We start from the raw sequence: 13,202 nt of genomic DNA on the forward strand, positions 1-13,202 counted from the left end.
GGGGTACGGTCCGACCAGCAAATCTCCCTCGAAAAACAAACGACCGCCACGCCAGGGGTATAACCGAGGGGGCAGCAGTCAACGGAAAGTGCTTAACGGGTCACCACCGCCAGGACCTGAACTTCCTGGCCGTCGTAGGAGAGGAGGCGATGGCGCAGCGAGGAGTCGAAATAGACTGCATCCCCCTCTTCGAGGAGGAGCCGCTCATCTTCCAGGATAACCTCTGCCTTTCCCTTGATAATGAGGAGAAATTCCTCCCCCTCGTGGTTGTAGAGGGTCTCTTCGCTGGCCCGTTCCGACACGGTGAGAAGAAACGGCTCCATCTTCTTGTTGCGCTTGCGGAAGGAAAGCGCCTCGTAGGTGTAGCCGTGACCGGTGCCCGCCTTGGAAATGACCCGGCTGACCACCCGCCGCTCGCCGCGCTTGACGACTTCGTATTTGCGCTCCTCTTCCTCACTCTCGAAAAACATCCCCATCTTGACATCAAAAAAGCGGGCGATTTTGGAGAGGGTGGCGATCGGCGGCGAGACATTATTGTTCTCGATCTGGGAAATCAGCGCCGGGGAAAAACCGGTCTCCCGCGCGACATCCTGCAGAGTCAGCTTGCGCGCCTTGCGCAACTTTTTAATCTTGGCGCCAATGTTGTAGTCCATACGCAACCAATACAAAATAAAAAGGAGTTTTATTCTGGCAGGATATATCGGAAATGGTGAAAATTGTCAACAAAAATAATTTATTACCGATAAAACATCTTTACTGAAATTAAAGGGTTGGGCCGACAAAATGGTCTACCTGGCAACCCCGGCAATGGATGAAAAATCGCACCGCACAGCCGTCCTCCCCCCCCGGGGGGGAATATTGACTTTTTTCGTTCACTCCGCTAGCGTACCAGATGTGCGGGAAGCCCGGTCCCGTCCGGCCGAACCACTTCGCATTAAGGATCACTCGCTTGCCGTCACCTACTTTACACCTCCCCTATGGTGTCCGAATCTGGGAAAACGAACTCAAGGGGTGCCCCACCCCGTTGCGGGAAGGATATACCTTTTCCCTGCTGGAGAATTCGTGCGACTCCTACCGCTTCACGGTTGTCTGCAACGCCGAACGGGTCGCGGCGATCTTCAACGCCTTTGCCCGGACCCTTCCCGACGAGGGCTTCTTCATTCTCGAATATTACGAGGAAGAGGTCGATCCCGGCGCCGAAAACCATCCCGAGCCAACGGTTTTCTACTCCCCTTATTTTGCTCCGCAACCGTTGGCGGAAACCCTCGACCGGTTTTTCCCCCGTCTGGTTCACGACGGCTTTGTCGGTTTTGGCCTGGCCAACAACCGTGCCGGCGTTGAACTCTTCTACTCCGAAGAGAAGATTCTGACCTGTTTCACCGGCAATCACCTCCGCTTCATCAACCTGCTGCACGCACTCGACATCCTTCATGTTCCGGAGCTGATCTTTCCCACCGATCTCGGGCATGACCACCTTTCCCTCCTCTGCCACAAGCGCCAGTCGTTGCCGGCGCCCTTCTCTACCATGGCCGATCACGAGCTCGATTATGTCTCCTTCTGCGGGGAACTGGTCGAACTGCTCGACATGTATCCGGTCGAAGAGACCCTCTCCTTCTTCCTGTCGAAACGGGAACAGGACGAGATTGAGCAGTGCCTTGCCCGCCACGCCGAATTCGCAGACTTTACCGAAGACGATTTTGGCAGCCTGCTACTCGATTGGAACGATTTTGTCAGCGAGTGCGAGGAAGGGTTCCAGGGGGACCTCTGGGATTATCGCCTCGGCCTGAAACTTCGCGACATGATCCAGTCCGTCTGTGAGGGGACGACGCCCAGCCTGGGCGCCAAGTTGCTCGGGATCGTCGCCGAGGCGGACAGTAAATTCCGCCGGCTGCTTATTGACCGGCGCAAGCGCCTCGATCCTCCCGGCGACGGCCAGAATCTGGATGACCGTTTCTGGTACCAGGGGATGGTCAGCAACCAGGGAGTCTCCCTGCGCCGGGACCTGATCCGGCAGGGGTGGTTCAAGCCTTAATCCAGGCCACACACCAAGAGCAACCGGCGGCAGGGCAGCCGTTGATTCTTCCTTTTTCCTTTACTGCAGACCTGGTTGCCGATGATTGCGCTGATAGCTGCCGTCCCCCTGGAAACTGACCAGTTGCGTCGCGCACTCTCGCCCTGCGAGGTTCGCAGCTGCGGCCGCCTCGACCTGTTGCGGGGGACCCTCGATGGGCATCCGGTGGGCCTTCTGCACTGCGGCATCGGCAAGGCGAACGCAGCCGCCGCCACCGCGGTCCTGCTCGAAACCGTGCGGCCGCGGGCGGTCTTCAATCTCGGCTGCGGCGGGGCCTACCCGGGCAGTGACCTCGGGATCGGCGACCTGGCGATTGCCCGTGAAGAGATTTTCGGGGACGAAGGAGTGGTGACTCCGGAAGCGTTTCTCGACATGGAAGCCCTCGGCCTTCCCCTTTTGCGGCGCAACGGCCAGAGCTACTTTAACCGTTTTCCCGTCGACCAGGAATTGCTGCAGCGGGCAAAGGGGATTCTCGAGACTCACCCTTCAGGGCCGAAACAGCGACTGGCCGTCGGGCCCTTTGTCACCGTTTCGACCTGCTCCGGCACCTCCGCGGCAGGCCAGGAGCTCTCCCGGCGGACTGGTGGTATCTGCGAAAACATGGAGGGAGCTGCGATCGCCCTGACCTGTATCCGCTTTGGTACCCCTTTTCTTGAACTGCGCGGCATCTCCAACCTGACCGAGGACCGTGATCTGTCGCGCTGGGACCTGCGAGCCGGGGCCGCTGCTGCCCAACAGGCCCTGCGCATCCTCCTCAGCCACTGGTACCAGGAGAAGGACCCGGCATGAGCTCTCCCCTTTCTTTGGGGTATTCCCCCTGCCCGAACGATACCTTTATTTTTTATGCCCTGACCCATGGGCGGATAGCTCTGCCGGGCATCCGGATCTCCGAACGCCTGGCCGATGTCGAAACCCTCAACCAGCTCGCCCTGGCTGGCGTACTCGATCTGACCAAGGTCAGCTACCATGCCTTCGGCCATCTTCGCGATGAGTATCTCCTGTTGCGCAGCGGCGGCGCTCTCGGCCGCGGGTGCGGTCCGCTGGTGGTGGCGCCGCAGGCTCTCGCCATGGCCGACCTCAAAGGACGGAGAATCGCCATCCCGGGGCGCCTGACGACGGCCAACCTGCTGCTGCAACTTTATGGCGAGGGGTTCGAGGAGCTTCTCATCCTCCCCTTCGAGCAGGTGATGCCCGCGGTCCTGCGCGGTGAAGCCGCGGCTGGAGTCATCATCCATGAATCCCGGTTCACCTTCCATCAACTCGGCCTGCATCAGGTTCTCGACCTTGGCGCCTGGTGGGAGGCTGAAACCGGACTGCCGATCCCCCTGGGAGGGATTCTGGCCCGACGCGAGCTCGGACCAGAACTGATCCAGCAGCTGGAAGGGGCCCTGACCGCCAGCATCGATTACGCCTATGCCCACCCTATGGAGCCGCGGAGCTATATCAAGCGCCACTCCCAGGAACTTGCCGATGCGGTTATCGACCAGCATATCGATCTCTACGTCAACGACTTTTCCCGCACCCTCGGCCCTGAAGGCGAGCGCGCCGTAACCGAACTGTTGCGGCGCGCCGAAGCGCGCGGCATCATCCCCACCTCCCCCCAATCCCTCTTCTGTAACTGAGCCCCGCCCGCCACTTTTTTCACTTCATGAGGGGGAGACACGGTTTTGCAGTGGTAAGACCACTGGGCCGTGATTCTTTTTTTTCAACTCATTTGTTTACCAATGCTATCTTTTCGAAAAAATATATAAACCTGATCTACGTTTCATCGTCCGCTATATGTTTGAAATTTCGGATAGTTACAAGATGGGACCCGGAAGGGCATTGGATAAACTTAATGTCAACTTCAAACCAGTGGTATGATGGGCAAAACAAAATGCCGCGTAACATATTGTTTTGCCAGTGGTTTTTAAAATTTTTCCCTTGCACGCTCATCATCAGGGAGTATACTTACGCCAAACAACAGCATTGGTAATTTAGACTTTATCGCGCGGAAGGAGTTCAGCCATGAAATGCCCGGTCTGCAACAAGACGGAAAACCACATTGAGATTGACGCCCACAGCAATGGATTCAGCGCCGAAATTGTCCAGTGCGACATCTGCGGCAGCATCTGGTCCATCAACCATGGTGTCACCGAAGTTGTCAAGGATTCCCAGGTTCGGTCTTTCCTTTCGGCCACTACCGAATGCGTAGAGGCTGACGATTACATGCTCGTAGCCTGAGACGACGACCTCTCTGCCTTACCCTGCTTTATCGGGAGCTTGAGGATTCGGGCGCGGGCGTCCGCGCCGCCCTCGCTACGTGTCCTTGCTTTCAGCCAAAAACGGCCCCTGTCCAGACTGGACAGGGGCCGTTTTTGTGAAGCAACAGCTTTGTAGCTGAGGCTAGCCGAGAATCGCCTTGAGGTATTCGGCGGTACGGCTGCGTTTTTCCTTCTCAATCTCCTTGGCATCAACCTCGACAAACTTCTCGTCGGGAGTGACCTTGAAGATCGGCTGTCCCTTCTGCACGATAATCCCTTCCGTGCCGTCGATGAGGATTTTGTCGATGGTACCGGCAAAGGGAGCCGGAACCTTGTTGAACATCTTCATGACCTCAAGAATGAAGAGGGGCTGGCCTTTTTCGAAGTGCATCCCCTCGGTGACGAAGGGAGGCATGCCCGGAGCTTCCTGGGCATAATACATGCCGCCGCCGGGGGTGACAATCTCATCGGCCTTGGTCGAGGGCGGCGGCACCAGAATCTTCTTCATCGCCGCTTGCAGGTCGGGGTCATTGAGATAATCGGGAATCGTCACCTCCAGATCTTCCTCGACCCGGAAGTCGAAGAAGTTGGTGCGATCGGCGACCAGGAAGAGAATCCCGAAGAGCTCGTTGCCAATTTCGTACCCGGCATGAGCTTCCCGGATCTGCGCCCAGGTCTCCTTGTCGAAGCCGCCTTGCGGTTTTTCCTTGGCGAGAATGTCGTTGAGCTTGAGGAAATCGTCCTTGTCGAGTTTGAAGGTGGCACGCAGGTCGGCATAAAACTTGAGCGCCGTCTGCAGCAGGAGATTGTCATGGGACCAGATCACCTCGGCCGCAGGTCGGGTCGGATCAAAGGTCATGTTGAGATATTCGTAGGTCTCTTCGAGAATCACCAGCGGATTGCGAAGCCAGACCAGTTTCCCGTCCTTGATGGCGAAATTGCGCTTGTTGATGCTCAGCCAGCCGGAGAGGAGGTGCGGGTCAGACAGCAGCACCTCCATCGGCCGGGTCAGCAAGGTGCCTTTGCGGTCGAGGATTTCGGAGACCGCCTTGGCGGCCGCCGCATCTTCGGCATAGACCGCGGCGTAGTGCTTCTTGGTGGCGAGGAAGGCGTGGACCACGTCCAGTTTGCTCGATTCCTCTTTTAACTTACCGACCAGGGTCAGGTACGGGACGACGAAACGGGTGGTCGGTTTGGCCATGACGTTCTGGCCCAGGAACCAATTGACCAGGCCGTAGTGGAATTCCAGGTTGGTCGCCAGATTGGTGCCGCGCAGCACCGTGCTCCGCAACACCTTGGCGAGATGGTGGTAGCTGTCGAGACGGTTGTCCCCCTTGGTCAACAGCAGGGCGATGTTGGAATCGTAGGCGCCGGCAAGGGTGTAGCGCATGAAGAGACCGGTATCGGGGTTGGTGATGCAGATCCCCTGATCGTCACGAATCTCGCCATCGATTGGCGGCGACCAGTAGCGGATCACCCCCCCGGCGCTCGGCGAGAGGGAACAGTCGGTGGCATTGAGCCGTGCCTCGGCGCTCGCGCCAAAGCGCGGCATGCGCTCGGGGCGCGGCAGCCGCTCCTTGTGCATGGCGAGGAGAGCCATTGCCTCGACCAGCGACTCGACGATGAAGAACTCTTTCTTGTTCTTGGGATTGGTGAACTTGAGACGGTAGACCAGTTCGGTAACCCGGTGCTCGACCTGGATACGGGTGTTGACTTCCATGAAATAGTGGCGGTCGCGGTCGACGATGCATTCGAAGGTCGAGGCGGAGTCGAGGCCGACGGCCTTACCGAACCGTTCCGACTGCTCTTCCATGCGCTTGAGCACTTCCAGGTCGGTGGCGAGCGCTGCCGCCTGCTTTTTGTTGCCCGCCTTCTTCGCCTTGGCGATCTCCAGCGCCAGCATCTCCTGGGTGACCGAAATTTCGAGCAGTTTCTGTTCGTGCATCTGCAGCGAGCAGTCGCGTCCGCCGAGGGCAATGCACCACTCGCCGTTGCCCAGGAGCTGAATCTCGTTGTGCCGGGTCTGCTCGATGTTGAGCTCGATCAGAACGTTCTTGTTGTCGCCGACGCCATTGGCCTTAACCTCCAGCAACACCTCGCGGGCCAGAGCCGGGGCGTCGGCTGCCGCCTTCTGGATATCGGCATCGGTAGGGTTTTTCTTAGTCAGCAGCGAGGCGCCGAGGATACGCTGCCCCTTGCCGCCGCCACCGCCGATCGCCTTGAGACGGATGCGGGCACCGGGGTAGTTTTTAAACATCGCGGCGCACTCTTTTTCGACCTGCGCACCGAGCTCGGCCATGGAGAAGAGGTCAATCCCCTTTTCGTAGGAAGCGAAGAGGATCGCGTCGGCCAGATCTTCGAGGCTGAGGGTCTTGTCGTCGAGAATCTTCTTGGCAACCTTCAGCCCTTCGGCCTTGACCACCGCCAGGAGCGCATTGCGGCTCGGGTGCTTGGCGACCAGGGTGCGCGCGGTGACATTGTTGACCCCGGGGGTGACCGAAACATCCACCGACAGGGCGGTGCGCTTCGCCTCATCCTTCTTGCCGGCGCCGCGCTGGGTCGCCGAACAGGGGCCGATGAATTTGAGGCCGGCCTCCTCGATGGCGGCGACGAATTCATCGTCTTCGGCCATAAAACCGTAGCCGGCGAAGACGGCGTTGTAGCCATTGTCCTTGGCGGTCTGGATGATCTGGCCGATGCGCTCGACGCGCTCCTCCTTGCTCGCCCCGGTATAGTCGGGAACCCGGTGGACCCGGTTGGTGTCGGTCAGCTTGCGCAGCTCGGGGGAGAGGGCATTGGGGTAAATGATGGAGTCCTTCTCCGAGAGGAGAATCCCGTAATGGGTAATCCCCATCTCTTCGTAAACCGTCATCGCCTCCATCCGGATCGGGCCGCGGCAGACGATCAGCGGCTTGAGGTCCTCGCAGGCGAAGGACCGGACCCATTCGGAACTCGACAGGCTCAGGCGCCGGTCACGATGAATCAGCGGATTGTTGCTGTAATAGTCGATTTTCTCAGCCATGGGTGCTATCTCCAGATCGAAACCTTGATTCGCTTTCATTCGCAATCACGCTCCTGCCACGCCATCAATGGAACTCGCGCTGCGGGGCAACCATCGGGCCGGCTTTGTAATGCCGCATCAAAAAGGCGATGTTCTCACCCAGCACCTTGCGCAGATCGGTCGGCATCACGATCGAGGAGATCGAACCGAGAGCGAGGCCCTCTTTCGGGTTCATCAGCTCTTTTTCGTAGCGCAGGTTGAGGGCCGCCTCCTGGGCCTTGAGCCATTCGGCGGCTTCCTTCTCGGCGTCGCGTTTGGCCTCGGCGCCCTCCATTCCGGCCGTGATACGCTCAGCCGTTCCCTGCTTGACCATGGCGGCAGCCTCGGAACGCACCTTGCGCAGATCTCCCTTGTAGACGAACTCCTTGCCGGCCGGCCCCATGACCGCGAGGCGGGTGGTCGGCAGGGCGAGCACCAGGTCGGCGCCGGTCGGGTAGTTGTTGTAGGAAGCGTAGGCGCCGCCAAAGGCGTTGCGCAGGATCAGCAGAATCCGCGGCGTGCGCACATCGACGATCGAATCGAGCATCGAGCGACCTGCCTGCACGATACCGCGCGCTTCCTGGTCCCGGCCGGGGAGGAAGCCGGTGGTGTCTTCCATGAAGATCAGCGGGATATTGTAGATGTTGCAGAAGCGGACGAAGCGGGCGATCTTTACCGCCGAGTCGCAGTCGATCTGCCCCGAAGAGACCGCCGAGTTGTTGGCGACGAAACCGACCACGTGGCCACCGAGACGACCGAAGGCGGTGACCGCTTCGCGGGCCCGTTCCGGCTGGATTTCAAGGTAGTCACCGTGATCGCAGATCTGCTGGATCACGATTGAGACGTCGAAGGGGGTATTGAACCCAGTCGGCGAGTTGAAGGCCTTTTTCAGCAGGGTATTGATCTCCCAGGTCCGCCGGTCGAGAGGGTCGCTGGTCGCCTGGAAGGGTGCCGAACTCGAATTGTTGTCGGGAATGTAACTGAGCAGGCGCACCGCGGTGCGCAGCGCGGCCACTTCGTCCGAAACGGTCAAGTCGGCCACGCCTGAGGCGCCATGCACCTTGGGGCCGCCAAGCTCCTCCGGGGTGATATCCTCGCCAAGGACCGACTTGACAACGCCGGGACCGGTCAACCCGAAGAAGGTGTCGTTGGGCTGGATGACAAAGCTCCCCTGGCGGGGGAGATAGGAGCCGCCGCCGGCGTTGAAGCCGAACATGCACATGATCGACGGAACGACGCCGCTGATCTTGCGCAGCGCGGTGAACGCCTCGGCATAGCCATCGAGTCCGCCGACCCCGGCCGGGACGAAGGCGCCGGCCGAATCGTTCATGCCGATGACCGGAATCCCTTTTTCGCCCGCCATGTTGAAGAGCTTGGCGAGCTTGCTGCCGTTGGTGGCATCGATGGAGCCGGCCCGCACGGTGAAGTCATGGCCGTAAACCGCGACATCGCGGCCACCGATATTGAGAATGCCAGTGACGAGGGAAGCGCCGTCGAGGTTCTTGCCCCAGTTCTGGAAGAGGATATTGGGTTCTTCCTGGGTGAGAACCTTGATTCTTTCCCAAACCGTCATCCGTTTTTTGAAGTGCTGTTTTTCGACCTGGCTGACCTGCACCGACTTGATCGGCCGCTCGATCAGCGCATGACCTTCCTTCATGACCTCTTCATAAGGCCCTTGTTTGCCGGCAATTTCACCGGGGATGGTAAATTCGACTTCCTCGGGCGGAGCCAATGGATTTTTCAGTGACGGTTTGATCACGCTCTTGGCCATTTCGCACATCCCTCTGCTGGTTGGATTGGTAAAGACTCCCTGCAAGGGTGCCCGGCACCGATGCGGGGTTGCCTGTCGATGATAACGTCTTGAAAATGCAGGAAACCGGGAAACTTTTCTTTAGAACGTCGTTTCTCGGACACCCGTTACAAAACAAAAAACTCGGCGAATTGTCAAGGAAAATTTTATTTTGGGTAAAATATGCTCCCGCCAACCAGCGTCGATTCTTTTAACATCAATGAAAATTTTTACTGCCGGTAGCGCCTTGGGACTGCAGCGCAAATGCCGGTCAGACCAATGAACAACCTATCCTGAGATACTTTAACTATTTGAACTAAAAAGATAAAAGAGATCGCCATCGGTGCGCCGACGTTGTTCCAAGCCACCACAGCGCCAGCCGGTGTTGTTCGCAGGCTACCCCCCTGGCCCTGCAATCACGACGAAATATTAGTCAGGGTAAAATTCCGTTTTGATTTTCTAAAAATTTAAGGGCGATGGATTTCGCGAGGAACACGGCTGGGGTAGAAAAAAACAGGCCTCCGGGAAGGAGGCCTGTCGCTGGGCATGGTTTACAGGGGAGGGGGGGGCATTCAGCCCTTCATATGAACGGCCTTGATGAAACGTGTCCCAACCGCCGCCGCGAGACGTGCAATCACCTCGTCGCTGGCAGGCGTATCGAGAGAGAGAACCACCATCGCCTCACCAGCCTTGGCGCGCCGGCCGAGGTTCATCGAGCCGATATTGATTCCGGCCTCACCGAGGATGGTGCCGATCTTGCCGATCAGGCCCGGCTTGTCCTCGTAGCTCATCACCAGCATGTGCTCCTCGGGCTGGAAATCGGTGAAAAAGTCGCGCATCTTGACGATTTTCGGGATTCCCTCGAAGAGGGTCCCGGCAACGCTGCGTTTTCCTTCAGGGCTCTCCAGGCAGAGGGTTACCAGGTTGGAAAAGGAGCCGGTTTCGGTCGTGCGAACCTCCTCGACGATGATGCCCATCGAGTTCGCCACCAGCCGGGCATTGACCATATTCACGTCCTGTTCGGTCTGCCGGTTGAGCAGCGCCGCCAGACCACAGACGGTAATCGGCGCGCAGTCAAAACGGGCCAGTTTGCCATTATAGGCAAAGATCACCTTGTTGGGGTTGGGCGGTGCCAGCTGGGAAATAAACTCTCCCATCTGGCTGATCAGGGCCATGAACGGCTTCATGTGCTCCATCAGATCAGGGTCGAACTTGGGAATGTTCACGGCATTCTCCAAGGGGCGTCCATCGAGGTAATTGACCAGTTCGCGGCTGACGTCCACCGCCACATTTTTCTGGGCCTCGAAGGTATTTGCGCCGAGGTGCGGCGTAACCACCATGCGCGGGTGGGCGATCAGCTGCTGCAGAACGTCACTGTCGGGCGGTTCCGAGCTCCAGACATCAAAGGCGGCGCCGATACATTTGCCCGACTGCAGGGCGGCGAGCATCGCTGTCTCCTCGATTATCCCACCGCGGGCGCAGTTAACGACGATCACCCCGTCCTTCATGGCGCGAAAATGTTCGTTGCCGATCATGCCCCGGGTCTCGTCGTTGAGGGGTGTATGCACCGTGATGATGTCAGCATAGCGAACGATATCCTCGAGCGATACCAGCCGGACCCCGAGATCTTCCCCACGCTTTTCCGCTATATAGGGATCATAGGCGATAACCTCGGCCTCGAAGGCCTTGCAGCGCAGAGCCACCCGCCCGCCAACCTTGCCGAGGCCGATGATGCCGATTGTCTTCCCTTTGAGTTCATAACCGGTAAAGGGGGCCCGCTTCCACTCACCACCTTTGAGGCTGGCATTGGCAACGGTTATGTTACGGCAGAGGGAGAGGAGAAGCGCCATGGTGTGCTCGGCCGCCGAATTCACATTGCCGAAAGGAGCGTTGACAACAATGATCCCCTTGTTGCTGGCCGCCTCGACATCGACATTGTCAATACCAACCCCGGCCCGGGCAACTATTTTCAGGTTCCGGGCGTGCTCCAGCAGTTCGGCATCGATCTGGGTTCCGCTGCGGGTAATGATGGCATCATAATCGCCGATGGTCCGGTAGAGTTCCTTGCGGGAGAGGCCAAGGCGAACATCAAACTCGATGCGCGTATCTCCAACCAGGGGCTGCAGACCCTCTTGGGAGATCTCGTCGGTAATCAGAACTCGCATGCAAACTCCTTCCATTGCCGTTTTCCGCGCCGGCAAAAACGCGCCTGGGTTTTGGGAAAGCCAGAATTTTAGCCCTTTTACCTGACCCTGTCAACGCCGTAGACAGCACCAAAAGCCCATGCAAAACCGACTACTTGACCAGCTTGAGTCCGGGCTGCGCCGGGGCGCTGCCGGGAGCCGACGGGGGCTTTTGCGGCGCGCCGGCATAGGGGAGGGTCCCGTCGGCGAACATTTGCGCAACCGTTTCGGCAATTGTCAGGCACTGCTTCATGCAGACCTTGCGAACCGGACAGCTGCTGCAGTCGGCTGCACCGCCGGCACTGCGCAGGGCATGGATGACCAGCTCGACACTCTCCGCCTGGCTCAAAGGGACGAGAAACATAAAAACTCCTGTCGTTTTTCTCGGTCGGACAAACCCGGAACAGGGCCCCACTGGCCAGCGGCCGGCAGTGAAGGCCACCCCACGGGGTCGTGCCCGGTGGGGTGCAAAACAATACAGGCGCTGCTACAAACGCTTGTCGGCAACCTGGGCAAACGCCTTGAGCTTGGTCATCATGGTGGCGAATTCGGCCGGCCGCAACGACTGCGGGCCGTCGCTGGCTGCAGTTTCCGGCGTGGGATGGACCTCGACGATCAGACCGTCGGCCCCTGCGGCCACTGCAGCGTAGCACATGGAGGGGACCAGGCTGGCATGGCCGGTTGCGTGGGAGGGATCGATGACCACCGGCAGGTGAGTCAGCTCCTTGAGCACCGGCACCGCCGAGATATCGAGGGTATTGCGGGTCGCGGTCTCGAAGGTCCGGATCCCCCGCTCACAGAGGATCACCCGCCGGTTCCCCTCGGCGAGGATGTATTCGGCACTCATCAGAAATTCCTGGATCGTCGTTGCCATGCCGCGCTTGAGCAGGATCGGCTTGTCGAGGCGGCCGAGAATCTTGAGGAGGGCGAAATTCTGCACGTTGCGGGCACCGACCTGCATGATATCGGCATATCGGGCCACCAGTTCGACGTCGCGGGGATTGACGACCTCGGTGATAATCGGCAACCCGGTCGCTTCCCGGGCCTGAACCAGCAGCTTGAGGCCGTCCTCTTCCATTCCCTGGAAGGAGTAGGGGCTGGTCCTGGGCTTGAAGGCCCCGCCGCGCAGCACCTTGGCCCCGGCTGCCTTGACCGCCCGTGCGCATTCCAGGATCTGGGCTTCGTTCTCCACGGCACAGGGCCCCGCCATCACCAGGAAGGAGCCGCCGCCGACAGTCAACCCGGGGACGATTTCGATGGTGCTCGGCTCGGGTTTGACCTCGCGACTGGCCAGCTTGTAGGGCTTGAGGATCGGCACCACGCTCTCGACCCCGGGGAGCGATTCCAGGGCCTGGAGCACCGACTTGCCGCGTTCGTCGCCGACCGCGCCGACCACGTTCCGGGTCTCCCCGTGGATGACGTGGGGCTTGTAACCCAACTCCCGAATTCGCTTTTTGACCTCGGCCAGTTCGTCCTTGCTGGCACCCTGCTTCATTACGATGATCATCTGTCTGTACCCCTTTCCTCCGGTTGAGAGTGATGGAATGGGTCAGGCCGCCCGGGAACCCCATGGCGGCCTGCAGTTCGCTCCGGAGGCCCGGAGACAGCAAAACCATGGGAGGCCGGTCGGTCTGCCCATGGTTTTTGATCCTCTTTTATCGCGGTTTGCCTACGATAGCGGACCTTTCCCCACGGCAGACGGCCTAAAGTAAAAGCCGTACCAGAAGGAAAAGCTGCTAAAGTTGGCGCCGACATGTTGCATCTGAACTCGATCCTTAAAAAATGTCTGTTCTGTAACTAGCAGAATCTGTACTCCTTGGCAAGCGGATAATGCTCCCCCGGGAGGAACACAATTGGCCCAGCATTGCACCAGTTG

10 protein-coding genes are annotated in these 13,202 nt (G+C 59.1%); 4 read left to right on the top strand and 6 right to left on the bottom strand.

Features of this window, described 5'->3' with window-relative positions; translation table 11 throughout:
• Positions 1-92: 92 nt before the first annotated feature.
• Positions 93-653 carry a helix-turn-helix domain-containing protein gene (locus DBW_RS17560; RefSeq protein ID WP_066729426.1) on the bottom strand — a complete coding sequence of 187 codons (561 nt, stop codon included), beginning with the start codon at positions 651-653 and terminating at the stop codon, positions 93-95.
• Between the two features lie 296 nt (positions 654-949).
• Here DBW_RS17560 and DBW_RS17565 point away from each other — a divergent pair, with 296 nt between their 5' ends.
• From DBW_RS17565 to DBW_RS17580, 4 genes are all read left to right on the top strand, one after another.
• On the top strand, positions 950-2,032 hold the full coding sequence (locus tag DBW_RS17565) for a hypothetical protein (protein WP_157471935.1): 1,083 nt from the start codon (positions 950-952) through the stop codon (positions 2,030-2,032).
• Positions 2,033-2,113: 81 nt separating this feature from the next.
• Positions 2,114-2,860, top strand: a complete 747-nt coding sequence (gene mqnB / locus DBW_RS17570) for a futalosine hydrolase (protein ID WP_066729432.1) — start codon at positions 2,114-2,116, stop codon at positions 2,858-2,860.
• Positions 2,857-3,693, top strand: a complete 837-nt coding sequence (locus DBW_RS17575) for a 1,4-dihydroxy-6-naphthoate synthase (RefSeq protein ID WP_066729434.1) — start codon at positions 2,857-2,859, stop codon at positions 3,691-3,693. The genes mqnB and DBW_RS17575 overlap by 4 nt, the downstream gene beginning before the upstream one ends.
• A 385-nt stretch (positions 3,694-4,078) precedes the next feature.
• On the top strand, positions 4,079-4,294 hold the full coding sequence (locus DBW_RS17580) for a hypothetical protein (protein ID WP_066729436.1): 216 nt from the start codon (positions 4,079-4,081) through the stop codon (positions 4,292-4,294).
• 162 nt (positions 4,295-4,456) lie between these two features.
• Here DBW_RS17580 and DBW_RS17585 read toward each other — a convergent pair whose 3' ends face one another.
• The 5 genes from DBW_RS17585 to aroF all read right to left on the bottom strand — a co-directional run bounded on the left by DBW_RS17585 (position 4,457) and on the right by aroF (position 12,833).
• Positions 4,457-7,336 (bottom strand): ATP-binding protein, encoded by a 2,880-nt coding sequence (locus tag DBW_RS17585; RefSeq protein WP_066729902.1) that lies wholly within the window; start codon positions 7,334-7,336, stop codon positions 4,457-4,459.
• A gap of 64 nt (positions 7,337-7,400) precedes the next feature.
• Positions 7,401-9,125 carry an acyl-CoA carboxylase subunit beta gene (locus DBW_RS17590; RefSeq protein ID WP_066729438.1) on the bottom strand — a complete coding sequence of 575 codons (1,725 nt, stop codon included), beginning with the start codon at positions 9,123-9,125 and terminating at the stop codon, positions 7,401-7,403.
• A 590-nt stretch (positions 9,126-9,715) separates the two neighbouring features.
• Positions 9,716-11,308, bottom strand: a complete 1,593-nt coding sequence (serA, locus tag DBW_RS17595; RefSeq protein ID WP_066729440.1) for a phosphoglycerate dehydrogenase — start codon at positions 11,306-11,308, stop codon at positions 9,716-9,718.
• A gap of 130 nt (positions 11,309-11,438) precedes the next feature.
• Positions 11,439-11,690: a hypothetical protein gene (locus tag DBW_RS17600; protein WP_066729446.1), complete on the bottom strand. Its 252-nt coding sequence runs from the start codon at positions 11,688-11,690 to the stop codon at positions 11,439-11,441.
• A gap of 123 nt (positions 11,691-11,813) precedes the next feature.
• A complete protein-coding gene (aroF, locus tag DBW_RS17605) occupies positions 11,814-12,833 on the bottom strand; it encodes a 3-deoxy-7-phosphoheptulonate synthase (RefSeq protein WP_066729448.1) in 1,020 nt (339 codons plus the stop codon).
• Positions 12,834-13,202: the final 369 nt, after the last annotated feature.

The organism is Desulfuromonas sp. DDH964 (assembly GCF_001611275.1).
In the GTDB taxonomy this organism is placed as follows: domain Bacteria; phylum Desulfobacterota; class Desulfuromonadia; order Desulfuromonadales; family DDH964; genus DDH964.

Excerpts from the sequence above, each read along its gene's own strand:
- DBW_RS17560 (WP_066729426.1), bottom strand. The coding sequence starts at position 653 with ATGGACTACAACATTGGCGCCAAGATTAAAAAGTTGCGCAAGGCGCGC.
- mqnB (WP_066729432.1), top strand. The coding sequence starts at position 2,114 with ATGATTGCGCTGATAGCTGCCGTCCCCCTGGAAACTGACCAGTTGCGT.
- DBW_RS17575 (WP_066729434.1), top strand. The coding sequence starts at position 2,857 with ATGAGCTCTCCCCTTTCTTTGGGGTATTCCCCCTGCCCGAACGATACC.
- DBW_RS17580 (WP_066729436.1), top strand. The coding sequence starts at position 4,079 with ATGAAATGCCCGGTCTGCAACAAGACGGAAAACCACATTGAGATTGAC.
- DBW_RS17585 (WP_066729902.1), bottom strand. The coding sequence starts at position 7,336 with ATGGCTGAGAAAATCGACTATTACAGCAACAATCCGCTGATTCATCGT.
- DBW_RS17590 (WP_066729438.1), bottom strand. The coding sequence starts at position 9,125 with ATGGCCAAGAGCGTGATCAAACCGTCACTGAAAAATCCATTGGCTCCG.
- serA (WP_066729440.1), bottom strand. The coding sequence starts at position 11,308 with ATGCGAGTTCTGATTACCGACGAGATCTCCCAAGAGGGTCTGCAGCCC.
- DBW_RS17600 (WP_066729446.1), bottom strand. The coding sequence starts at position 11,690 with ATGTTTCTCGTCCCTTTGAGCCAGGCGGAGAGTGTCGAGCTGGTCATC.
- aroF (WP_066729448.1), bottom strand. The coding sequence starts at position 12,833 with ATGATCATCGTAATGAAGCAGGGTGCCAGCAAGGACGAACTGGCCGAG.